Here is a 22,133-nt window from a genome sequence, read left to right as displayed (position 1 = left end):
CGCCACCCCCTCGGCGTAGCGGAGGGGTGACCGTCAGGCCGCCTTGACCGTGATCTTCTTGTCGTTCTTCTGCCGCTCGGGCGTCTTAGGCAGCGTTACCTTGAGAACGCCGTTGGAGAACTTCGCCTCGATCTTCTCGCTGTCGACGCCGCGCGGCAATTCCAAGCTTCGGTGGAATGATCCGTAGCGCCGTTCGGAAAGGTAATAGTCGTTTTCCTTTTCCTCCTTGGCCTCGTTCTTCTCGCCCTTGATGGTGAGAACCCCGTCGGCGAGCGTGACGTCAAGATCCTTGGCGTCCACGCCTGGAAGCTCGGCCGACAGCTCGAAGGCTTTGTCGGATTCAACGAGATCAACGGCGAGCATGCCGCGCGAGAACGCAGCCGGCATCCTGCTGAAGGCCCGGTCGAAGATCGACGGGCTCCCGAAGTCGCTGAACACGCGGTCGATCTCGGACCGCAGGCTGTCGAGGGGCCACCAGCGGTCGACTGGCGCCGCCGGCCTTGCTTCTGTCTTTACGGAAAGTTTCGTTGCAGAATCTGCCATTGTCATTCTCCTTCTCTCAAGAATGCCGTCGTTCGCAGGCGGCGATGCGCAGATAGAACAGTCCATTGCATCCTCAGTCTTTGATCACCGTCAAATCACCCTGGTTTTTGTCATTCGAGTTTCCTCGGACTGAGGATTGACCTGGGACAAGGCCCCAACTGTCGGACCATGCGAACATTTCCTCTCAATCGAGGAGGAAAGCCGCCATGACATCGGGATATTGCGTCCGCCTGCTCCACTTGGACGATGCGCTGATCGCCTACAGCCTGATTCAGGTGGCGGCTCCGTGCTTTTCTGCCGACGATTGGGCGCAAGTGGTGGCGAACGCCGATCGGTGGACGCTCGTCTCGTTAAAGGATCCGGCAGGCTATGTGCGTGGGCTGGCCGCCTACCGGATCGGCGCGCATCCGATCGCCGGACGATTGATGGACGTTCCGATCTTCGCGGTGGCGAGCGTCATTGACGACATGACCATCACGGACCTCCTGTTCACCTCGCTTCGAAGGCGATCGGCGGGATGCGACTACATGCGGTTCTGGGCGCAGTTTCCAGGTGATTTCTCAGAGATGGAACGCGAAGACCGATTTCGTCGGTGGGATCATGGCCTGATGTTCAGGATCGACCGGAAGCCGTCTCCGGCCTTGCTGTGAAGAGATATCCGACGCCACGAACAGACTTGATCAGGCAAGGATTGGCCGCATCCGTCTCTATCTTGCGCCGCAGCCTGACGATCAGTGCGTCGATGGTGCGGTCGAAGCCGTCGCGGCCGCGCTTGTGCGTCAAGTCCATCAGCATGTCACGCGTCATGACACGCCCTGCATGGGTGGCGAATACATGCAGCATGTCGAACTCCCCCGTAGACATCGCCACTTCGTCCCCGGCCGGGTTCGTCACCGCTCTCCGTTCCACGTCAAGCCGCCATCCAGCGAAAAAGAGCACGCCTGCTTCCGGGGGTGCGGCTTCGTTGGAAACTGTGCGTCTCCGCAGGACCGTCCTCACGCGGGCGAGCACCTCCCGGAGATGGAATGGCTTGCCAATGTAGTCGTCCGCGCCGACCTCCAGACCGACGACGCGGTCCATGACATCGTCGCGGCCGGACAGCATAATAATGGGAACGTCCGACCCTGAACGGATTTCCCTTGCGAGCTGGAGCCCGTCGCAGTCTCCCGGCATGACGAGGTCAAGCAGAACGGCGTCGAATTTCGCCCCGGCCATTCTGGCGCGCATCTGCGAGCTGCTGCCTGCCACGTCGACGTCGAATCCCTCCTCGCCGAGATATTGCGCGAGCATTCTTTGGATCCGGACATCGTCGTCCACGACAAGTATGCGGGTCCGTCTGACAATTCCGCTCGTCATTCCAGCATTCTTCGCTTGTTACGGATTGTTACACAATCGCACCAAGTCTTACGCTTCTCGCATTCCGGTGTCATCAGCGTTCGGTCACATCCAGGCCACGCAACGGCAGATGGAGCCACGACATGCAAGCGGTATCAAACATCCATTCACTCGAAGGGCCACTGTCGCAGGGAATGATCGACTTCGCCCCGCTGTTCATGCGCCAGACCGTCGAGACTGCCCAGTCGGGAACCACGATCTTCTTTGAGGGTGACGCCGCCCGGCACGTGTTTCGCATCGTGCGCGGGAATGTCCGCATATGCCGGTTCCTTCCCGACGGCCGCCGCCTCATCATTGGTTTTCTTGGTGCAGGCGACCTGGTCGGACTATCATTTCGCAACCGCTACATGTTTGCAGGCGAGGCTATCGATGAGGTGGCCTTCACCCGGATGAACAAGCGGACGCTGGAAGAGGAACTGCAACTCGTGCCTGATTTCCGGCTTCAGCTCCTGTCGCAACTTCGCGACGAAATCTCCGCAGCGCAGGACCACATGCTCCTGCTGTCGCACAAGAACGCCGAGCAACGCGTCTGCACCTTCCTGCTGCATCGGCTGGAACGGAGCGAGGGACGGGACGGCCGGACGATCAGTCTGCCGATGGTCCGCGCCGATATCGCCGACCATCTCGGCATGACGATCGAGACGGTGTCGAGGACCCTTACCAAGCTGGTCGCCAAAGGCATACTATTGCCTGCGGACAAGCATCAGTTCAAGGTTGCGAGCCGGTTGGCACTGGCCCGCACCGCCGACGAAGACCCGGACGACGTGTTCGAGGACGAAGACGCAGGAGCACGCGATGCTGGAACACGCTACCAGTGAGACGGACCTGGACCGGATCGTGCGCATGTTCGACGCGGCCAACCTGATCGTCCACGGCTTCGACGGCGTGATCCAGCGCTGGACCTCGGGCTGCGAGCAGCTCTACGGATGGTCGGCGGCGGAGGCGGTCGGCAAGGTCGTCCACGATCTCTTGGAAACGCAGTTGCCGGCCGGCGTCGACGAGCTTCGGGCGGAAGTTCGTGCCAACGGCTTCTGGACGGGACAGGTGTCGCACCGGCGAAAGGACGGGGGCCGGCTGGCGATCGTGACACGTTGGACGGCTCTGGATCTTGGCAACCCGCACACGCTCATCGTCCAGTCGAACAACGACGTGACCTTCATGCAGGAGGTCGAGGACGAGCTGCGGGAGCGGCAGGCACACCTCCAGTCCATCCTAGCCACGGTCCCCGATGCAATGATCGTGATAGACGACAAGGGTTGCATCGCCTCGTTCAGCACCGCGGCGGAAAAGCTGTTCGGGTACTCGGCGCACGAGGCCATCGGGCAGAACGTCTCGATGTTGATGCCGTCTCCGGACAGGGAGGCTCACGACGGATATCTGGATTCATACATCCGGACCGGACGCCGCCGGATCATCGGTTACGGGCGCGTGGTCGTCGGCCTACGGAAGAACGGGACCACCTTTCCAATGGAGCTCTCGGTCGGCGAGGCGGTTGCCGGCGGCAAGCGGACCTTCACGGGCTTCGTCAGGGATCTGACGAGCCGCCACCGCATCGAGGCCGAGCTGCGGCAGTCGCAGAAGATGGAGGCGGTCGGACAGTTGACGGGAGGACTCGCCCACGACTTCAACAATCTGCTCGCCGTCATCAGCGGCAATCTCGAAATGCTGGAGGCCCGTCTTGCCGAACCGGGGCAGTTGTCCCTGTTGCGGGAGGCGCAGTCAGCGGCCGACGACGGCGCCAGACTGACCTCCCAGCTTCTGGCGTTCGGAAGGCGGCAAGCTCTCGCACCGAAGGTGCTGGACGTCGGCGCCCTGCTTGGAGAGTTTTCAGACCTCGTCCAGCGAACGCTCGGCGACTCCGTCGAGCTCCGGACGATCATTCCTGGACGGCGGCTGAGCGCAATGGCAGACAAAGCGCAGCTCCAGAGCGCGCTTCTCAACCTGTCGATCAACGCCAGGGACGCGATGCCTGCCGGGGGCCGTCTGACGATCGAGATATCCGGCGTCGAGATCGACGCCGACTACGTTGGGATGTACCCGGCGATCCGCCCCGGCAGATACGTCCTCATTTCGGTCACCGACACCGGCACCGGAATGACAGCCGAGGTGAGGGAGAGGGCTTTCGAACCGTTCTTCACCACGAAACCGACGGGCTCGGGAACGGGCCTCGGACTGAGCATGGTCTATGGCTTTGCAAAGCAATCCGCAGGACACCTGCAGCTCTACAGCGAACCTGGCGAGGGGACGACGGTGCGCCTCTTCCTTCCTCGCGCCGTTGGTGGAATGGATTCCCGTCCGGAGGAGCAGCAAGCCAAGGACACCCCCTCTCACGGCACCGAAACCATCCTGGTCGTAGAAGACGACGCGAGAGTTCGCAGAGTGACGGTCAGCCGTCTGCAGACGCTCGGCTACTCCGTCATCGAAGCCACGAACGGGATCGACGCGTTGAAGGAACTGGAGGCGGGTCACGATGTAGCGCTCCTGTTTACCGATGTCGCCATGCCGGGCATGAACGGCGACGAACTGGCCAGGAGGGTACGCGAGCGCTGGCCGACGGTGAAAATTCTCCTGACGTCGGGCTTTTCGGAGCCACATGCTGCGGAGAAGGAGATCGAAGCCGGCGCCGGCTGGCTAAAGAAGCCGTACACGGCGTCGGAAATGTCCCTGCGACTTAGGCTTCTACTCGATAACCACGGATGATACCTGACTGGTGCTCCGGGGGCGCTAGGAAGCATAAGAAACACTTCCTTGATGGCCGCAACGATCCGCACTTGGGGAAAGGTAGCATTGCCAACTTTCCCCACTGCTACGCTATCAGCCAACTGTAAGCCGGTCGTCGAGAATGGCGATGCCCGGTGCGGACCAAGCCGCGCGCTCGGCAGCCTGCCGCTCCGACCAAGTCTTGACCTTGCCGGAAAGGGTAACTTTCCTGTCTTTAACGTCGATCTTGATCGCACCGGCTTCCAGAGCCGCATCGCGTTGAAAGGCGTCCTCGATCCGCTTTTTCACATCGGTGGCGGTGATGCGCGGTGTAAGCTCGACAAGATTGGAAACCCCGACCACGCCGGCTAGATCGCGCACCGCGTCACAGGCCGCGTTTTTCTGATATTGCCATTCGACTTCGCCGCGCAACGTCACCCACCCCTTGAGAACGCGAACCTGCACGGAATCCTTCGGCACCGAGACATTCCAATCGAGCATCTTCACAGCCCGGCGTGCAATATCGTCGTCGTCAGTCTCCTTGGGTCCGAAAATTCGCACCTCGATCTCGGCAGCAATGCCTCGAACGCCCTTGACGCGCCGGACCACGCGTTCGGCAGCCTCCTTCTCCGCGTATGTGCGCACATGTCCGGTCAACGTGACGATCCCGTTGTCTGCGGCGACGCCAATGTCAGCAGCATCAATGCTTGGTTCAAATTCGAGTTCGTCGAGAATTGTCTGTCTGAGATGTAAGTCGTTCATAACAACCTCCTTCAGGTTAGCGACACTCTAATCGTGCCAGCGCAGCAGAATTTCGTCGTTGATCTTCATCAAACAGAAGAGAGCGACCTTTGATTTCGGCAGACTTTACGTCTGCTTCCTAGCCGCTACTGGGTTTGCAGGTCGGCGGCAATGAAGAGGCGGTGGCCGTTTCTCACGACAGTTACCAGCGCGCGCGAATGCTCCTTAAGGAGATTTGCGAGCAGTTGGCTGATGTCCGTTACAGGCTGCTGGTCGACAGCTACGATAACATCGTCGGGCTGCAGGCCGGCCTGTGCCGCGACCGAACCCTCGCCAACGACGACGACGCGCGCGCCGGGACCGTCGGGGAAGTTCGCCATTTCGACGTCGGCGAGAGGGCCACGGGAGATATGGATGGTTCGAGGAGCGGCCGGTACGGCGGCCGGTGCGACGGACACCACGGGAAATGCCTCTATCCTTTCGCTGGCGCGGTCGATCTGAAAGGACGGCTTGGACTGCAAGGGCAGCGATCCCACAAGCCTGCGGACGTCGGACGCGCCGCGCACCGTCCTTCCGTCGACCATCCTGACTACATCGCCCGGCTGAATTCCTGCATTCGCCGCCGGCGAACCGGGGAGGACTTCGCTGACAAGTGCGCCCGGCCCCTCATCGACGCCGAACGCTTTTGCGAGATTGGGCGTCAGGTCCTGCGTAACCAGCCCAACCTCGCCGCGTACCAGCTTGCCGGTCAGGATGAGCTGCCGCATCACGATAGCGACCGTTTCGGCGGGCACCGCAAAACCAATGCCGATGCTTCCTCCGGCCGGTCCGATGATTGCGCTGTTTATCCCGACGACGACGCCGTCCTCGTTCACAAGTGGCCCGCCCGAGTTGCCGGGATTGGTCGAAGCGTCTGTCTGAATGAACCCTTCGTAGCCCTCCGATCCCACGGCGCGGCGCCCAAGCGCGCTGACGATGCCCATCGTCGCGGTCTGGCCCAGGCCAAAAGGATTCCCGATCGCCACGACGACGTCGCCGACATGAAGCGAAGAGGCGCTTCCGAATTCGGCCGGTACGAGATGATCGGGTGGAATTTGAACGACGGCAACGTCCGTCTCTGGATCTGCACCGACGAGGTTCGCCTTGAAGCGTCGACCGTCGGAGAGCACCACCTCGATTTTCGAGGCGCTTGCTATGACATGCTGGTTGGTGACGATGTAGCCGTGGACCTCGTCGATGACGACACCTGAGCCGGCCGATTGGAAGCCGTGTTCTGTCGGCGCGGCGTCGTCAGGTAGTCCGAAAAACTTTCTGTAGAAGGGATCGGCGAGCGTCGCATCCGCGTCGTCGAGTTCCTTGCCCTGCACCGAGATGCTGACGACGCTGGGCACGACACGCTGGAGCATCGGCGCAAGGGACAGGCTATCCGCAACGGCTGGAGCCGACAACAGGCCCCCACCTGCGATAAGGAGCGCCCGCAGGGCTAGCAACGAACGCGACATCTCTGATCTCCTCGCGGAAGCGCCGCCGGTTGTTGACGGACGTCTTGACGAAGAAGCTTCCGTTTTGCCCGATCGATCCGCATTGATCCTCGTCAACGAGGATGGCGGCTATGGCACGATGATGGCTGCGCCGTTGATGCGGCCTGCCCGCAGGTCGTCGAGAGCCTCGTTTGCATGTTCAAGCGCGTAGACGATGGTGACGCATCTGACCTTGGCCGCCTTCGCGATCGAGAAGAATTCCGCCCCGTCGCTCCGCGTCAGGTTCGCCACCGAGACGACCCGCCGCTCGCCCCAGAGCAGACGGTAGGGCATGCTCGGGATGTCTGACATGTGGATGCCGCCGCAGACCACCGTTCCGCCCTTCCGCACTACGTCGAGCGCCATCGGCACGAGCTCGCCGGCCGGCGCGAAGATGATCGCGGCGTCGAGCGGCACCGGCGGCCTCTCACCGGAGAACCCGGCCCAGACGGCGCCAAGATCAAGCGCGAACTTCCGCCCAGCCTCGTCTCCAGGACGCACGAACGCATAGACGCTCTGGCCCCGATGCTTGCACACCTGCACGAGGATGTGGGCGGCCGCGCCGAACCCGAAGATGCCGATCGTCCTCCCCTCGCCCGCCATCTTCAAGGATCGCCACCCGATGAGGCCAGCGCAGAGAAGAGGCGCGGTCGCCACCGGGTCCGTATCGTCAGGCAGTTCGAACGCGTAGCGCGCCTCGACGACCGCATGCGTCGCGAAGCCGCCGTCGATCGAGTAGCCGGTGAAGCCGGGGGCGTCGCAAAGATTCTCGCGACCCTCTCGGCAATATGCGCAGTGGCCGCAGGTATGTCCCAGCCAGGGGATCCCGACTTTTCGACCGATAAGACGACGAGGAACGCCCTCGCCCGTTGCGATCACGGTTCCCACAATCTCATGCCCCGGAACAAGGGGAAGCTTTGGCTGGGAGAGGTCTCCGTCGCAGACGTGAAGGTCTGTCCGGCAGACGCCACAGGCCTCCACCTTGACGACGACGTGGCTGGGCGACGGTAGCGGGTCCGGCCGTTCCACGAGACGGAGCGTTCGCCCTACCTGTTCGAGTACCATCGCCAACACGCTTCCCTCCACCGGCTTGTCCCACGCTTCAATCGTATCACCATGTCCCGACCTTGGCTTGATCCCGGCCAAGCATCCGGATTGATGCTCGTCAAAGACCGAACGCGTTGGAGCAGATAGGCTCCTGGCACAGCGCCACGACCTCATCCAAAGGAGACGGACATGCGCGGACAAGAAGAGACCCGCAAGGCCGCAACCGAGATAGCCACGACCGTTCCTCCAGTCGAGCGGACTTCCGCAGACCTTGTTCTCGAACGTCGGGACGAGGATCGCTGGGAGGTGACGGCAGCCACGCCGCGAGGCCAGACGTGGGCGAGAGACCATTTCTGCTGCGCGCTCCGGCAATCCTTCACCGGCACCATGTGTCTCGACATCATGAGCGCCGATCGGCTTCTCAAGGAAGCGCATGACGATGGACTAACGACAGAGTTCGTCAGCCTGTCGGGAAAGGACATATACTGACATGTTTGACACAGTCGTCTGCGCCATCGGCCGAGGATCGCGGCAACGCATGCTACAGCTTATCGAAACGGCGTCCGCGCAGCTCGCGCCCAACGGAAGCCTCCACCTCGTTCACGCGGTGGAGGGCCTACCCTCGTCGGCCTCGCCGGACGATTGGGCGATCGAGGTGATGGCCGCCGCCGACACCAGACTTTCTGAAGCTTTGCGGTCGATCAACATTCCTGCTTCAATACACGTCCGCGCGGGCAACCCCGCTCAGGTCATCGTCGCCATCGCCAAGGATATCGCCGCCGATCTTGTCTTGATCGCCTCTCATCGGGACGACGTGCTCGACCGGGTCTTCGGTTCAGTTGTGGACCATGTCGTGCAGCGCGCACCATGCTCCGTACTCGTCTTGCGAACGACCCGCTGAGCGGCGCGCTCAAACAACCGTCTTCGCTTCAACCTCCCTGACCTGACTGGCTGCGACGTCACGATACAGTTCGGCGGTGTGCACCAACGTTCGTGACCCGGCCTCGCACAGCCGCGCCACCTCGCTGGGATACGCTTCTAGCTCGCTCTCAACGTAGTCCGAAAGGACCTGACCGCATCACTGTTGTCGATACTACAGACAAGTCGAGCCAGGAAATCGAAGTATCGGAGCCCCCGTCGCGTGGCGGACGCCGTCAAATCCGTGGTGACCTTCACCGACGCGGCGCAGATCTCGTCTTGAATCAGGAACCCCGTGCGAACAATGGGCGGCGCGAGGTTGGCGTTGAGCGAGGCGCTGCGATGCATGCTGGGGGCATATGGCATGTGGTGCTCCTTTTGTGGGATGTGGTCTCGGCTCGAGTTTCGGCGTTCACTCCGTTCTGACTGCGCTCCGTCCCGACACGGCCGTGACGGCAATGCCGTAGAAGACGTGAGGAGAACCATCGAGCATTGGGACCTCGTGGGGCTTCATGGAGCCGATCTCCCACCAGTCCGAATACTTTTGGAGAAGCGACCACGCATGGAGCCTTTCGCTTCCTCGCGCATCGCTGTCCGGAAACTCCTCGAACCTGCCTTCGACGACGACGCTCGTCCACCCGCCGGCGCTCGAACGGTGCTCGACGTGAAGGCAGACCTTGTCGTTTCCCCGCATCCAGTCGAGCTTCTTGCCGGGCATGGTGAAGCTATAGGCAACGCCGCTGGAAAAGGCGAAATAGATCGCCGCCACGTAAGGCTGCCCATCCTTGCAACAGGCGAGATGACCGAAGCGCTCATTCTCAAGGATCCGGTAGCACTCGCCGGGGTTGATCTCCGTCAGCTTGATCGTCATGGCCGTGTCCTCCAGCTTTAATGAAGGCACATCATAGGAGCTTTGTTGCGCCGCGGCCTTGACAAAGCGCAATGCGAACTCTCTCCGCGGCATGCATCATGACGGCGTTGAACCTCAGGAGGCCAGCATGAAGCCGCAGTTCCATCTCCCGTTATCGACCTATCCCGACCCGAGTTCCTTCACCTTAGTCGACAATGCTATCGACCTCGCTCGGCAGAACGACGCCGATCTCGTCGCCAGCATCCCGCTAGTCCGGATCCCCCAAGTCCATCAGCCCTTTCCCACTTTTATCGATATCGACACATGGCGGGAACAAGCAGAGGGGTATAGCCGGGACAGCGGGACTTCGCTGCGGACACACGTCGCCGACGCTGTTTCGGAAACTGGCTTCGAGGTGCGAATCCACGGATTCGAGGTCAGGGAACCGTTCGTCTATGAACGCTTTTCCGAAATTGCCAGGTGCCATGACCTGTCCATCGTCGAGGCCTCAGAGCTTTCCCGCCAGCTTTCCGAGACGCTGCTGTTCGGGAGCGGCCGCCCACTCGTCCTATTTCCCGCGACGAGCGTCTGCGCTCGTGTAGATACGATCGCCGTCGCCTGGGACGGCAGTGTCACCGCGGCGCGTGCCCTATCCTGTGCCCGCATCTTCATCGAGCGCGCGACCAAGGTGCAGGTCATCTCGATCACCGACGACAAGGAGATCGACGACGCCAACCGCGCGCTACTGATCTCTTCTTTGAAACACTCGGGATTCGAAGTGGAAGACGTATCGATTCAGGCAGGTGGAGAGACCGCGACCGCTGCCATCCAATCGGCCGCGTTGGAACGAAAAGCGGACCTCATGGTCGCGGGCGGATTTGGCCATTCCCGGCTTCGGGAATTCATCCTCGGCGGCGTCACTCGGGAACTGCTCGTCAAGGCCGAGCTACCAGTGCTTCTCGCCCATTAGAGGGCGCGAAGGGCGTTGAGGATGACCGCCACGTCGATGGCCTCCTGAAGCAACGCACCGCCAACCGGCGGGAGGTATCCCGCTCCCGCAAACCCCATCGCGATGAGCGAGAGACCTATACCCGCATAGATGCTCTGAAGCGCGATTTTGCGTGAACGACGCGCGATGCCGATCGCCTTCGCTATCTGCGTGAGGTCGTCCCGGACGAGCACGATATCCGCAGCCTCCGCAGCCGCCGCAAGGTTTGCGACGCCCACCGCGATTCCGACGTCGGCTGCCGCCAGCGCTGGCGCGTCGTTTACTCCGTCGCCGACCATCAGAACTCTCCCGTGAACGCGCTCCTTCTCGATGACTGCGACTTTGTCCGCGGGATCGAGCCTCGCCGTGACGTCGTCCAAGCCCAGAGAGCGAGCTATGGCTGTGGCGATAGGCAGCTCGTCCCCGGAAGCCAGGACTATTCGAGAGATCCCTGACGCTCTGAGCTGGGTGACGAGTTGGACAGCGTCGTCGCGAAGCCGGTCTTCGAGTGTGATCGTGCCAGCCGGTGTGCCGTCAACCATCACCTTCACACGCATCACGCTGCTTGAACCGTTCGGCCCGGACGGCGGAGCCTCTCCGAAATACGTGTCTCCTCCGACGCCGACACGCACGCCATCGACGATTCCGGAAATGCCGGATCCCGCGGTCTCGGTCACCTCCGATGGGCGGCTCAATACCAACCCACGTCTATGCGCCTCGTCCACCAGCGCGCGTCCGACCACATGGCCCGACGCCTGGTCCAGCGAGGCGGCCAGCCGCAGGATCCTGTCCGGATGCTCCGGGCCCTCTATTACACCGACTTCCGGCTGTCCCGCGGTGAGCGTCCCCGTCTTGTCGAACACCGCTACTGTGGCTTGTGCGAGGGCCTCGAGAGGTCCCGCGCCCTTCACCAGAACGCCCTCCTTGGCGGCTTTTGAAGTGCCGGCCGCAAGTGCGACGGGTACCGCCAGGATCAACGGACAGGGCGTGGCGACGACAAGCACGGCCACGATCCGTGACATGTCTCCGGACATGAATGCAGAGACTCCTGCGACCGCGATCGTGGCGACCAGGAACCAGACCGAGAACCGGTCGGCCAGGCGCATCAGTTTCGCCTTGGTACGTCTCGATGCTTCCACGAGCCTCACTATTCCGGCATAGGTGCTGTCCTCGGCGCGACTTAGAACGCGGATTTCGACCGCGTCCCCCTCGTTCGTGGCGCCGCTCGAAATGTTGCCACCCATGACGATGCGCACCGGGAAAGGCTCTCCGGTCAGCACCGCCTGGTTGATCGTCGCGACTTGGCCGACGAGCGCCCCGTCGGCGGGTACGACGTCGCCCTTGCGTATCAGGAGCACGTCGCCGACCGCGACCGTCTCGATCGGAATTTCTTCGAAACCGTTTCCGGCAAGCCGCAGGGCCGTCCGCGGAACTTGCGCCAGCAAAGCCGACATGCCCTCGTCGGCGCGACGATGTGCGTATGCCTCCAGAAACTGACCGCCGGAATACATGAGACCGACGATCGCGCCGGCGAGATATTCGCTAAACCATAAAGAGGACCCCATGGCCAGGGCCGCGATCAGGTCCAGACCGTATTCCTCTTTCTGCAGCTTCTTGGCGATTTCCACGCAAAGAGACAGCAGACTCAGGCTGGTACAGCCCGCCAGGATTAACCGATATCCAGGGCCGTGACCCGCGAGATAGAAGGCGAATGCGGCCGCAAGCGCAAGCAGCGACGACAGCACCAGAAGGCCCGACCGGGAGCCTCCTTCCCTCAGTCGCGACAGCCCGCCCTCAGGCCACGTCCACCTACCAGCCCACCAAGCCGCCGCTGTAGCCACCTCTCACCCTCCCATCAATCCAGAAGCCTCAGCGGAACGATTTTGCGCAATCGATGCAGAACGGTGTATAGGGGACCGCCGCGAGCCGCTCCTTGCCGATGGAGCGGTGGCATTTGACGCATTGCCCGTATGTGCCGTCGTTCAGCCGGTCGATCGCCGCGTCGATGGCCCCGATCTGGTCGCGCCCCTCGGCTTGCATCTCGCGAAGAACCTCATCGTTTTCAACCTGGGTCGCGCGCTCCTCGCTGTCCTTCTCGAGCGCGACGCAGAGGTCCGCATCGATCGCTCCGAGACGACGGACAAGGTCATCCTTCATCGTCTGCAACACGGCCTGTACTGAGCTTTTATTCATTTTAGTGCCTTCCAATCTTGCCTGATCAATGCGGGTCCACACGCGGCGTCGTCGGGAACCAATCCAAGCGCAGCGCGTGGCCGCATAAAGCCGCGGTCCATAAATCGGCTCCAGCATATCTCAGTTCGATCGAAGCTCCTTGATCCCGGTCAATGCCTCGTGCGCGGGAGCACATAGGCTGTCGGCGGAGCCTTCAATGAAATCGTCGCGACAAGCCCGGAGCCCATGATGAATCTGACGGCGCAGACACCCGCCCCCACGACGCCTGCGGTGATCGGACTGACAAGCATCGAGGCCGAGGAACGCCTCGCCGAGCTTGGACCCAACACGCTGCCCGAGCCTGAGCCCCCATCGCCGCTGCGGGTCTTTCTCATCCAATTTCGCAATCCGATCATCTACATCCTCTTGCTGGCATCGGCGCTCTCGTTTGCGACCGGCAGGATCGAAGACGGCCTGTTCATTCTCGTCGTGCTTCTGATCAATGCCTCCATAGGCACCTACCAGGAGTATTCTGCGGATCGAGCGGCCGCCGCCCTTCGCAAGCTTGAGCAGCCGTCGGCCAGGGTCATACGGGACGGCGTGGCTTGCAGGATCGAGGCCAAGCGGCTGGTCGTGGGCGATCTCGTTCTTCTGGAATCCGGCGACCGAATCCCTGCCGATCTGATGCTTGTCGATGCAAGTGATCTCCGATGCGACGAGTCGCTTCTGACCGGAGAGTCGATGCCGGTCCCCAAAGGGCGAACGGTCGAAGGATCGTCGGATGAAAACCCCAGTTCCATGCTGCTGCTCGCGGGTTCCTTGGTGACGCGCGGACGAGCCCAGGGCGTCGTGACCGCTACGGGTACCGCGACCATGCTTGGCGGCATCGCCGCCGAGTTGGGAAGAGCCAGTTCGTCGCACCCCCCGCTCGTCGCCCGTCTGGCCAAGTTCACGAACGCGCTCGCGGTTTTCGTCGGATTGGCAGCGTTGGTGCTGGTCGTCGCGGGCTTGATGCGGGGCCTCCCTCTGCACGATCTGATCATGATGTCTGTAGGTCTGGCGGTAAGCGCTGTTCCCGAAGGACTCCCGATCGCGATCTCTGTCGCGCTTGCCGTCAGCATGCGGCGGATGGCCGCCCGCAACGTCATCGTCCGAAGCATGCCGGCTGTTGAGGCCCTCGGTTCGACCACGATAATCGCCACGGATAAGACGGGTACCTTGACCAGCAACGTGCAGACGGTGACCGAAATTCGCCTGCCGGACGGCACGGACATCGCCCTGGACGCCCATGCAGATCTCGACAAGTGCGAGATCAGGGCGAGCGGCCTGGACAGCGACCTTGTCCGCGAGAGGGCGCGCAGGCTGCTACGCGCTGCACTGCTCGCAAACGAAGGAACCCTGGCTCGCCGCGACGATCTCTGGGTCGCCGCCGGAGACACGGTCGACGTGGCGCTTCTTGCAGCAGGACGGAAGGCCGGGCTGGGACAGGAAGAGTTGAACGACCGATACCCGCTGGCGGCAAGGATCGCCTACGAGCCCGAGCACAAATACGCTGCATCCTTCCACCACGGCCGTGATCGGATTCATGTCTTCGTCAAGGGAGCGTCGGAGGTGCTCATAGAAATGTCTGATCGCATGGACGCCGCGGGAAACGTAGTCGAAATCGACCGTGCGTCGCTTTTGGCGCAGAAAGAAGAAATGGCCGCTCGAGGCCTCAGGGTGCTCGCGTTCGCCGAAGGGGAAATCGGCGCGTCCCTCGCCGGAAGCCTCGGACACGGTCACCTTGTCGATCTCGTGTTCTTGGGGCTGGCCGGACTGCAGGACCCGGTCCGGCCTGAAGTGCCGAGCGCTATGAAAGACTGCCACGCGGCGGGCGTGGAGGTCGTGATGGTGACCGGCGACGACCCGCGGACCGCTACCGCGATCGCCCGAGATGCCGGCCTGAGCTTTCACGCTGGGCAGGTCGTTTCGGGCCACGACATCGATGAAGCCGCGCGAGCGGGCGACCAACGGCTGGACGAGATTACGAGAGAGGCCCGCATCTACGCCCGCGTGCAGCCGACGCAGAAATCGGCGATCGTCGCATCCCTGATCCGCAATGGCCATATCGTCGCCGTAACCGGAGACGGTGTAAACGACGGTCCGGCGTTGAAGAAGGCGCATGTCGGCGTCGCAATGGGGCTCAGGGGAACCGAGGTGGCGAAGGAAAGCGCCGATCTCGTCGTCACGGACGACAACTTCGCATCCATCGTCGCGGGGATCGCAGAAGGCCGGGCGGCCTATCGCAACATCCGCAAGGTGGTGCTGATGTCGGTCGCAACGGGCGCCGCCGAGGTCCTGCTCTTCATGCTCGCGCTGCCGTTCGGCCTGCCCATGCCGCTCCTCCCTGTTCAGCTCTTGTGGCTCAATCTCGTGACAAACGGCATCCAGGACGTCGCGCTTGCCGGCGGCAGGCCGGAAGGAGACGAACTGGCGGGGCCGCCACGTTCTCCGCTCGAGCCTGTCCTCGACCGGACGATGATCCGGCGCGTCGTCCAATCGACGGTCGTGATCGGCGGAGCAGCGTTCCTGGCGTTCCAGTGGATGATTGCGAATGGATATGGCGTTCCCGAAGCCCGCAACACAACGCTTCTCATCTTCGTGATGTTCGAGAACGTCCAGACCCTGGCATGCTCCTCCGAAAGACGATCGATATTCTCCGTCGATATCCTTCGGAACCGGTTCCTGCTCCTCAGCGTGCTCGCCGCCCAGACGATCCACATCTCGGCGATGTACGCGCCGTGGCTTAGCGGAACGCTCGGGCTGTCGCCGATCACGCCTCTTGAATGGGGCCTCAGCATGCTGATCGCTAGCTCCCTCGTTCTCGTGACCGAGGTCGACAAGTTCGTCTCCCGGCGACGCCGCGATCGTTCATCCCATGCTTGACGAAGATCAAAGAATGTCGCCGCAAGTGCCGTTATCCTCTCGATATTCAACAAGAGAGGTGATCGAAATGTCCATTCGCACGGTAATGAGCATCCTGACTTCCAAATATTTCGACGAAGATCTGAAGGCCGCCGTGGAGTTTTGCGAAGCCTCCGGAGCGCATCTCAGCGCGGTCGTGATCTGCATGGGTGCGTCGCCGATGATGGGAGAATACAACTCCCTGTCGACCGTCTGGCTGGAAGAACGCCAGCGCGAAATCGAAGAACTCGTCAAGAAAGCCGAAGACATCAAGGCGTATCTCTCGAGCACCGGACTGTCCTACGACGTGCAGGACGTCTACACGGAATATGCTTTTGCGCGGGAGGACGTTGCAGAACGGGCGCTATACGCCGACGTCGTACTCGTCGGCCGCCAAGCCTGCAAGGACGAGGAACTCCAGAAACGGGTCATGGATGGCGCTCTGTTCCAGACGCCGACGCCGGTCATCATCAATCGCGGACGCCGGCCACTCTCTTCAACTTCAAAATCGATCGTACTGGCATGGGATTCGAGCGACGAGGCGTCGCGTGCCGCAAGGCAGGCCCTTGACCTGTTGAAGACGGCGGACTGCGTCTACGTGACGATGGTCGATCCAGTCTCGCGAGAGCGGGTGAATGGAGAAGAACCAGGCGCCGACATCGCGAGCTTTCTGTCCCGTCACGGAGTCAAGGTTCAGGTGGATCGCGTGGCCAGCGGCGGAAACACGGCCGACGAGGTCCTGAGGCAGCATGCGATGGACGTGAACGCCGATCTGATCGTCATGGGAGCGTACAACCACCCTCGGTGGCAGCAGACGCTCTTCGGAGGCGTGACGCGCAACATGATCGAGCAAAGCAGCATGCCAATATTCATGGCGCATTGAGGGGGAAGGACACGGCCGCGCTCATGCGCTGCCGTGTCGGAGTGGCGGCATGTCGCTTTCAGACACGATGGGTACGACCATCTCCATCAGCGACGCCGCCGCTGGTCTCTACAAGATGGTCAACGTGTTGGTGTTGCAAGGATCGCTCGCTCTTCATACGCAAGGGTCACTTCTGGCCGAAAGTCGCGGCTCGCCGGCTGTCGAGCCCTTCGCTTGGCGCCTTAGCCCGGCACCACCGTCCCCCAGTTCCGATACAAAATGTATGCAGCAACCACGAAGATGAGCGCTGCGAACAGGCGGTTGAGGATGTTCTTGTAGGCGCTGAGCCGGGTGGCGAGCAGCATGCCGAGTACGCCGCCGACAATGCCACCGCCAATAAACTCGGAGGCAAGCCACCAATCCACCAAGCCTGAACTGGCATAGCTCAGGGCCGTTGCCAGTCCGAAGGCAGCGACGGAGAGGAGAGATGTCCCGATCGCGTTGATCATCGGCATGCCCGTCGCCAGCATGAGGCCGGGAACGATCAGGAAGCCCCCGCCGATCCCGAAGAAACCCGATGCAGCGCCGGCGGCGAGTGCCACGGCGGCGGTGGCAAGGCACATCTTAAGATCGATGGGCCGACATTCTGCCGATACTGGCTTCCTGGGCTTCAACATCAGGACGCCGACGACGAGCATGAGAATGCCGAACAGGAAAATCAGGCGATCTCCGTCCATCGCCTTGCCGAGACTGGAGCCGCCGAGGGCGCCGACGACGCCGAGCGCGGAGAAGACGGCCGCGCAGCGCCACCAGACGTGCCCCTTGATCGCGTGGCTTGCGAAGTTCGCGAAGGCATTCACCGAGACCGCGAGTGCACCCGTTCCGATCGCGATGTGCGGCTGGGTCACGCCGACCACGTAGAGGAGTAGCGGCGTCGCCAGGATGGACCCGCCGCCGCCGAGCAAGCCGAGCATGAAGCCGACGATCCCGCCGGAGCCAACGGCCGCCAAAATGGAGGTGTTCACGTCCGTCTGCTCCATACTCTGTCAAACAAGGTCATCCCGACCAGCATGGCGATGACGAACAGGAACGTCTGGGGGAGGCCGACCGATAGGGATGCGACGGCCGGACCGGGACAGAAGCCGCCGATTCCCCAGCCCAGGCCGAACAAGGCCGAACCAACGATCAGCGGAGCATCGATCCGGTGGCTCGTCGGCACGTGGAAGCTGTCGTCAAAGGCTGGATGCCGCATCCGCTTCATCACCTGCACGCCGAAAAAGGCGACGACGACGGCGCCGCCGAGAACGAAGGCAAGGCTCGGATCCCAGGCGCCGAAGACGTCGAGGAAGCCTTGGACGCGGACAGGGTTCAGCATGCCGGACAAGGACAGTCCTAAGCCGAAGACAACGCCCGAAGCGAGCGCCGCCACGAATTGGTAGATGTTCCGGTTCATGACCCCACACCTCGCAGAAATGCGACGGCGACCGCGCCAGCCGTCAGGAACGTGGCGACCGCCACCATCGACCGCGGCGACAGGCGGGCAAGCCCAAGCACGCCGTGGCCGCTGGTGCAGCCCGATCCCATGCGCGAGCCGAAGCCGACGAGCAGCCCCGCGACGATGAGCAGCGGCCAGCCGGTGGTGATCTGCACGACCGGCCAGCCGCCGAACATGAGCAGATAGGCGAGCGGCCCGAGCAACAGCCCGAGCGCAAAGGCGAGATTGGTCGTCAAACCGACCCCTTGAACAAGACGCCCGACGATCCCGCTGATCCCGGCAATCCGGCCGTTGAGGAGCAGAAGCAGGACGGCCGACACGCCGATCAGCATGCCCCCGACAAATGAGGGGAGATACGCGTTCACTTGTCATCCTTTACACAGAAAATGTCATAGAGGGCGGCGACCAGTTGCGCGGCCTTCTCTTCCGTCAGGCGGTAAAAGATCTGTTTCCCCTCCCGCCGGGTTTCAACAATCCCGGAGCCACGCAGCACGGTCAGGTGCTGCGACAGATGCGGCTGGTGGAGGTCGAGCTTCTCTTCAAGCTCGCCGACCGAATACTCGCCTTCCACCAGGGTACAGACGATCATCAGGCGCGCCGGATGGGACAGCGTCTTCAGGATGTTCGCTACCTCTCCGGCCCTGCTGGCCATCTCGGCGGGGGAAAGCCCCGCCCTCCCCATCGCCTTTAGATCGGTGGTCATTCCCATGCTGCTCCCTGTAGTGCATCGAGCGGAAATTTGAGGTAGCGCTGGCCGTTGGCTTCCGGCTCCGGCAGGCGCCCGCCGCGGATGTTCACCTGCAGGGCATGCAGGATGAGCTTCGGCAGCGGCAGCGTCTTGTCGCGTTTCGTCCTGAGCGCCACGAATTCTTCTTCCGTCACGCCAGCAAGATGCGGGTTGAACTTCTTCTGATCGGCCACCGTGCTTTCCCAGCGAGGTGCCCGACCGTCCGGCTGGTAGTCGTGGCCGGTAAAGATCCGCGTCTCATCCGGGAGCGCGAGGATGTCCTGGATCGACTTCCACAGGACGCGGGCGTCACCGCCTGGGAAGTCGGCACGTGCCGTACCGCTGTCGGGCATGAAGAGCGTGTCGTGCACGAAGGCAGCGTCGCCGATCAAAAAGGTGACGGAGGCGAGCGTATGTCCCGGAGAGAACAGCACCTTGGCATCGATCGAGCCGACCTTGAACGTCTCGCCATGGGCAAACAGCCGGTCCCATTGCGAGCCGTCGGTGGCAAGCTCAGGCCAGTTGTAGATGCCCTTCCACAGCTTCTGGACGTCCACGACGCGCTCGCCGATCGCCGTTTGTGCGCCGGTCTTCTCTTGCAGATAATGGGCGGCGGAGAAGTGGTCGGCATGGGGGTGGGTGTCGAGAATCCACTCGACCGTCAGCGCGTTGTCGCGGATGTAGTCGAGGATCGCGTCCGCGTTGATGGTCGCCGTAGCTCCGCCCCTCTCATCGAAGTCGAGCACCGGGTCAATGATGGCGCACTTGCGGGTCGCGGGATCGGACACCACGTACTGGACGCTCCAGGTGCGCTTGTCGAAGAAGCCCTTCACCTGCGGCCTGCGGGCAGCATGTCGCGTGAGCCAGGCCGCGGCGGCGCTGGTGTCGAAGCCGCGGCTGCGTCCGAATTCGACGACCTCGTCGGCAGAAATGCGGCCGTCGAGAACCTCTCCGATGAGGTAGAGGTTCAGCGAGCGAGTACCGGTCTTGCAGTGGGCGAACGTGGGTCCTTCGGATTCGTCGACCGCTCGTTGAAACGCACGTATGTCCGCCTCGGTGATCGTGTCGGCCGTGACTGGGATGAACGCATAGGACAGGCCGCGGTGCATCGCTTCCTGGCTTTCCGCTTGCGTGCCCGGCTGTGAGGGATCCTCGTCGTCCGGTCGATTGTTGATGAGGGTCTTGAATCCTTTGTCGCGGAGCGACTGGATGTCCTCAATACTCGGCTGCGGCGAGACGGAAAGCTTCTCGGATATCGTTGTAATGGGCATGACCGGCTCCGGGTGAAATTTCATTATATATTCTAATATAATATATATCGACGTTTTCATCAAGGCCCGGCGCGGAACTTTGTGCTTGCCCTGTGGTTGCCGCGAAGAGGAGGACGCATCATGGCCACGACAGCAAACCGTGTCAGCACCCAGAGATCCAACCGGCGCCTGCGCTGGCAGATGGAGGAGAGGCTCGCGATCAAGAGCTTGACGTCATTAAAATATCCGTTATTCTGGATATATGGAATCAAAACTTGCGATCGCGGCGCTCGCTGCACTAGCCCAGACCACCCGCCTCGAAACCTTCCGTGAGCTCGTAAAGGCGGAACCGGCCGGCGTTCCTGCAGGCGAGCTCGCCCGGATGCTCGACGTGCCCCAGAACACGATGTCGGCGCATCTTGCGACGTTGCAGCGCGCGGGGATCGTCAAGAGCGAACGGCAGAGCCGCTCCATCATCTATCGCGCCGACCTTGAAGGGTTCCGCGAGCTAACGCTCTTCCTGCTCAAGGACTGCTGCGGCGGGAACGCCGAGCTCTGCGCACCTCTGATCGCCGATCTCACGCCATGCTGCTCGCCTGAAAGCAGCCAACCATGCGTGAACTGATACTCGAGCCAGCTCCGGTTTCCGACGCGCTGAAGGCAGCCCTAACGTCCGCCGGACTCTTGATCGATGATCTCGAGGGATCTGACCGGACCTACTTCGCTCTGGTCGACTCCGACGGCGGCGTCGTCGGTTACTCCGGCGTCGAGAACTGCGAGAGCTCCTCCGTCCTTCTCCGTTCTGTCGTCGTCATTCCGGAGTTCCGGTCACAGGGCTACGGCCGCCGTCTTGTCGAGCTGACGATCGCCAAGTTGCCCCTCGCCGCCGACGTCTACCTCGCCACGACGAGCGCGGCGACCTTCTTCGAACCCTTCGGCTTCATGGTCGTCGACCGTGACCAGGCGCCGAAGGCGATCCTTTCGACCCGCCAGCTATCGGGCCTCTGCCCGGCGTCGGCGACGATTATGAGACTGAACAGGCCACCGACCTAACACGGAAAATGACCATGACCGACAAGACCTACAACGTGCTCTTCCTGTGCACGGGCAATTCCGCACGTTCCATCCTCGCCGAATCGATCCTCGACAAGGATGGTGGCGGACGCTTCAAGGCATTCTCCGCCGGCAGCCAGCCGAAGGGTGAAGTGAACCCACACGCACTCAAGGAGCTGGAAGCCCTCGGCTATCCCTCGACGGGGTTCGCGTCGAAGAGCTGGGACATCTTTGCCGAACCGGGCGCTCCCGAGATGGATTTCATTTTCACCGTCTGCGACAGTGCGGCAGGCGAGGCCTGCCCGGTCTGGATCGGCCATCCGATGACCGCGCACTGGGGCGTCGAAGACCCGGCGAAGAACCGCATCTCGGCGTTCCTTAGTCTGCCAATCGCCTCCATCGACCGTCTCGCGCTCGAACACAAGCTTCGCCAGATCGGCAGGCTGGAGGGCGCCTCCCTGAAATCCGCAAAGGCCGAATGACATGTCCACGTTCGAACGATACCTGACCGTTTGGGTCTTTCTCTGCATCGTCGTCGGAATCGCCCTCGGCCACATGATGCCAGGCGTCTTTCACGTCATCGGCGACGCCGAGGTCGCCAAGGTGAACATCCCCGTCGCCGTGCTCATCTGGCTGATGGTCATTCCGATGCTGTTGAAGATCGACTTCGGCTCGCTTTCGAAGGTCGGGAAATACTGGCGCGGGATCGGGGTCACCCTGTTCATCAACTGGGCGGTCAAGCCGTTCTCGATGGCGCTGCTCGGCTGGCTGTTCGTCGGCTGGCTTTTCCGTCCCCTGCTCCCGGCCGACCAGATCGACTCCTATATCGCSGGCCTGATCATCCTCGCGGCAGCACCCTGCACGGCGATGGTCTTCGTCTGGTCGAACCTGACGAAGGGCGAACCGCACTTCACCCTGTCCCAGGTGGC

The 22,133-nt window shown here is 62.2% G+C and carries 25 protein-coding genes; 12 read left to right on the top strand and 13 right to left on the bottom strand.

Annotation, left to right across the window (positions count from 1 at the left end):
- Window positions 1–33 precede the first annotated feature (33 nt).
- Window positions 34–543, bottom strand: coding sequence for an Hsp20/alpha crystallin family protein (locus ASE04_RS13330; protein ID WP_026188771.1), 510 nt, complete (start codon window positions 541–543; stop codon window positions 34–36).
- 206 nt (window positions 544–749) lie between these two features.
- On the opposite strand from ASE04_RS13330, the gene ASE04_RS13325 reads away from it, so the two are divergent.
- Window positions 750–1,193 carry a hypothetical protein gene (locus tag ASE04_RS13325; RefSeq protein WP_056817956.1) on the top strand — a complete coding sequence of 148 codons (444 nt, stop codon included), beginning with the start codon at window positions 750–752 and terminating at the stop codon, window positions 1,191–1,193.
- On the opposite strand, the gene ASE04_RS13320 is transcribed toward ASE04_RS13325, so the two are convergent.
- Window positions 1,156–1,899 carry a response regulator gene (locus tag ASE04_RS13320; RefSeq protein WP_056817954.1) on the bottom strand — a complete coding sequence of 248 codons (744 nt, stop codon included), beginning with the start codon at window positions 1,897–1,899 and terminating at the stop codon, window positions 1,156–1,158. The genes ASE04_RS13325 and ASE04_RS13320 overlap by 38 nt on opposite strands.
- A gap of 122 nt (window positions 1,900–2,021) precedes the next feature.
- Here ASE04_RS13320 and ASE04_RS13315 point away from each other — a divergent pair, with 122 nt between their 5' ends.
- Both ASE04_RS13315 and ASE04_RS13310 read left to right on the top strand, forming a co-directional pair.
- Entirely contained in the window at window positions 2,022–2,756 is a 735-nt protein-coding gene (locus ASE04_RS13315; RefSeq protein ID WP_056817952.1) for a helix-turn-helix domain-containing protein, read from the top strand.
- Window positions 2,734–4,638: a hybrid sensor histidine kinase/response regulator gene (locus ASE04_RS13310; RefSeq protein ID WP_056817951.1), complete on the top strand. Its 1,905-nt coding sequence runs from the start codon at window positions 2,734–2,736 to the stop codon at window positions 4,636–4,638. The genes ASE04_RS13315 and ASE04_RS13310 overlap by 23 nt, the downstream gene beginning before the upstream one ends.
- 114 nt (window positions 4,639–4,752) lie before the next feature.
- Here ASE04_RS13310 and ASE04_RS13305 read toward each other — a convergent pair whose 3' ends face one another.
- From ASE04_RS13305 to ASE04_RS13295, 3 genes are all read right to left on the bottom strand, one after another.
- Window positions 4,753–5,400 carry a BON domain-containing protein gene (locus tag ASE04_RS13305; RefSeq protein ID WP_056817949.1) on the bottom strand — a complete coding sequence of 216 codons (648 nt, stop codon included), beginning with the start codon at window positions 5,398–5,400 and terminating at the stop codon, window positions 4,753–4,755.
- A gap of 125 nt (window positions 5,401–5,525) precedes the next feature.
- Window positions 5,526–6,881, bottom strand: a complete 1,356-nt coding sequence (locus tag ASE04_RS13300; RefSeq protein ID WP_056817948.1) for a trypsin-like peptidase domain-containing protein — start codon at window positions 6,879–6,881, stop codon at window positions 5,526–5,528.
- Window positions 6,882–6,989: 108 nt separating this feature from the next.
- Window positions 6,990–7,973 carry a zinc-dependent alcohol dehydrogenase family protein gene (locus tag ASE04_RS13295; RefSeq protein WP_056817946.1) on the bottom strand — a complete coding sequence of 328 codons (984 nt, stop codon included), beginning with the start codon at window positions 7,971–7,973 and terminating at the stop codon, window positions 6,990–6,992.
- A gap of 162 nt (window positions 7,974–8,135) precedes the next feature.
- Here ASE04_RS13295 and ASE04_RS13290 point away from each other — a divergent pair, with 162 nt between their 5' ends.
- Window positions 8,136–8,435 (top strand): hypothetical protein, encoded by a 300-nt coding sequence (locus ASE04_RS13290; protein ID WP_056817943.1) that lies wholly within the window; start codon window positions 8,136–8,138, stop codon window positions 8,433–8,435.
- A 1-nt stretch (window position 8,436) separates the two neighbouring features.
- Window positions 8,437–8,847, top strand: coding sequence for a universal stress protein (locus ASE04_RS13285; protein ID WP_056817941.1), 411 nt, complete (start codon window positions 8,437–8,439; stop codon window positions 8,845–8,847).
- Between the two features lie 429 nt (window positions 8,848–9,276).
- Here ASE04_RS13285 and ASE04_RS13275 read toward each other — a convergent pair whose 3' ends face one another.
- On the bottom strand, window positions 9,277–9,735 hold the full coding sequence (locus ASE04_RS13275; RefSeq protein ID WP_056818001.1) for a pyridoxamine 5'-phosphate oxidase family protein: 459 nt from the start codon (window positions 9,733–9,735) through the stop codon (window positions 9,277–9,279).
- A gap of 127 nt (window positions 9,736–9,862) precedes the next feature.
- On the opposite strand from ASE04_RS13275, the gene ASE04_RS13270 reads away from it, so the two are divergent.
- Window positions 9,863–10,684, top strand: coding sequence for a universal stress protein (locus ASE04_RS13270; RefSeq protein WP_056817999.1), 822 nt, complete (start codon window positions 9,863–9,865; stop codon window positions 10,682–10,684).
- Here the strand turns inward: ASE04_RS13270 and ASE04_RS13265 are convergent.
- Window positions 10,681–12,543 carry a heavy metal translocating P-type ATPase gene (locus tag ASE04_RS13265; protein ID WP_056817939.1) on the bottom strand — a complete coding sequence of 621 codons (1,863 nt, stop codon included), beginning with the start codon at window positions 12,541–12,543 and terminating at the stop codon, window positions 10,681–10,683. The two genes, ASE04_RS13270 and ASE04_RS13265, sit on opposite strands and share 4 nt — an antisense overlap.
- A 28-nt stretch (window positions 12,544–12,571) precedes the next feature.
- Window positions 12,572–12,895, bottom strand: a complete 324-nt coding sequence (locus tag ASE04_RS13260) for a TraR/DksA family transcriptional regulator (protein WP_056817937.1) — start codon at window positions 12,893–12,895, stop codon at window positions 12,572–12,574.
- A gap of 225 nt (window positions 12,896–13,120) precedes the next feature.
- On the opposite strand from ASE04_RS13260, the gene ASE04_RS13255 reads away from it, so the two are divergent.
- The gene (locus tag ASE04_RS13255; RefSeq protein WP_056817935.1) at window positions 13,121–15,799 is read left to right on the top strand and encodes a cation-translocating P-type ATPase; all 2,679 of its coding nucleotides are present in this window, start codon (window positions 13,121–13,123) and stop codon (window positions 15,797–15,799) included.
- A gap of 67 nt (window positions 15,800–15,866) precedes the next feature.
- Window positions 15,867–16,700: a universal stress protein gene (locus ASE04_RS13250; RefSeq protein WP_056817934.1), complete on the top strand. Its 834-nt coding sequence runs from the start codon at window positions 15,867–15,869 to the stop codon at window positions 16,698–16,700.
- A 221-nt stretch (window positions 16,701–16,921) separates the two neighbouring features.
- Here ASE04_RS13250 and ASE04_RS13245 read toward each other — a convergent pair whose 3' ends face one another.
- Genes ASE04_RS13245 through blh form a run of 5 tightly spaced genes read right to left on the bottom strand, consistent with a single transcriptional unit; the run spans window position 16,922 to window position 20,172 of the window.
- The gene (locus ASE04_RS13245) at window positions 16,922–17,719 is read right to left on the bottom strand and encodes a sulfite exporter TauE/SafE family protein (protein WP_056817932.1); all 798 of its coding nucleotides are present in this window, start codon (window positions 17,717–17,719) and stop codon (window positions 16,922–16,924) included.
- Window positions 17,701–18,132, bottom strand: coding sequence for a YeeE/YedE family protein (locus ASE04_RS13240; RefSeq protein WP_056817930.1), 432 nt, complete (start codon window positions 18,130–18,132; stop codon window positions 17,701–17,703). The genes ASE04_RS13245 and ASE04_RS13240 overlap by 19 nt, the downstream gene beginning before the upstream one ends.
- Window positions 18,129–18,539, bottom strand: a complete 411-nt coding sequence (locus tag ASE04_RS13235; RefSeq protein WP_056817928.1) for a YeeE/YedE family protein — start codon at window positions 18,537–18,539, stop codon at window positions 18,129–18,131. The genes ASE04_RS13240 and ASE04_RS13235 overlap by 4 nt, the downstream gene beginning before the upstream one ends.
- Window positions 18,536–18,883, bottom strand: coding sequence for a sulfite-sensing transcriptional repressor BigR (gene bigR, locus ASE04_RS13230; protein WP_156408777.1), 348 nt, complete (start codon window positions 18,881–18,883; stop codon window positions 18,536–18,538). The genes ASE04_RS13235 and bigR overlap by 4 nt, the downstream gene beginning before the upstream one ends.
- On the bottom strand, window positions 18,874–20,172 hold the full coding sequence (blh, locus tag ASE04_RS13225; protein WP_056817997.1) for a bifunctional sulfur transferase/dioxygenase Blh: 1,299 nt from the start codon (window positions 20,170–20,172) through the stop codon (window positions 18,874–18,876). The genes bigR and blh overlap by 10 nt, the downstream gene beginning before the upstream one ends.
- A 241-nt stretch (window positions 20,173–20,413) precedes the next feature.
- Here blh and ASE04_RS13220 point away from each other — a divergent pair, with 241 nt between their 5' ends.
- The 4 genes from ASE04_RS13220 to ASE04_RS13205 form a co-directional block, all read left to right on the top strand.
- Window positions 20,414–20,776 carry an ArsR/SmtB family transcription factor gene (locus ASE04_RS13220; protein WP_056817924.1) on the top strand — a complete coding sequence of 121 codons (363 nt, stop codon included), beginning with the start codon at window positions 20,414–20,416 and terminating at the stop codon, window positions 20,774–20,776.
- Window positions 20,764–21,204, top strand: coding sequence for a GNAT family N-acetyltransferase (locus ASE04_RS13215; RefSeq protein WP_056817922.1), 441 nt, complete (start codon window positions 20,764–20,766; stop codon window positions 21,202–21,204). The genes ASE04_RS13220 and ASE04_RS13215 overlap by 13 nt, the downstream gene beginning before the upstream one ends.
- Before the next feature lie 14 nt (window positions 21,205–21,218).
- Window positions 21,219–21,686 carry an arsenate reductase ArsC gene (locus tag ASE04_RS13210; protein WP_056817920.1) on the top strand — a complete coding sequence of 156 codons (468 nt, stop codon included), beginning with the start codon at window positions 21,219–21,221 and terminating at the stop codon, window positions 21,684–21,686.
- Window position 21,687: 1 nt separating this feature from the next.
- On the top strand, window positions 21,688–22,133 hold a 446-nt coding region (locus tag ASE04_RS13205), incomplete at its 3' end, for an arsenic resistance protein (RefSeq protein ID WP_443216863.1).

Source organism: Rhizobium sp. Root708 (assembly GCF_001429725.1).
In the GTDB taxonomy this organism is placed as follows: domain Bacteria; phylum Pseudomonadota; class Alphaproteobacteria; order Rhizobiales; family Rhizobiaceae; genus Rhizobium.
Note: the sequence above shows the minus strand (reverse complement) of the source record. Positions and strands in the feature narration are given on the sequence as shown.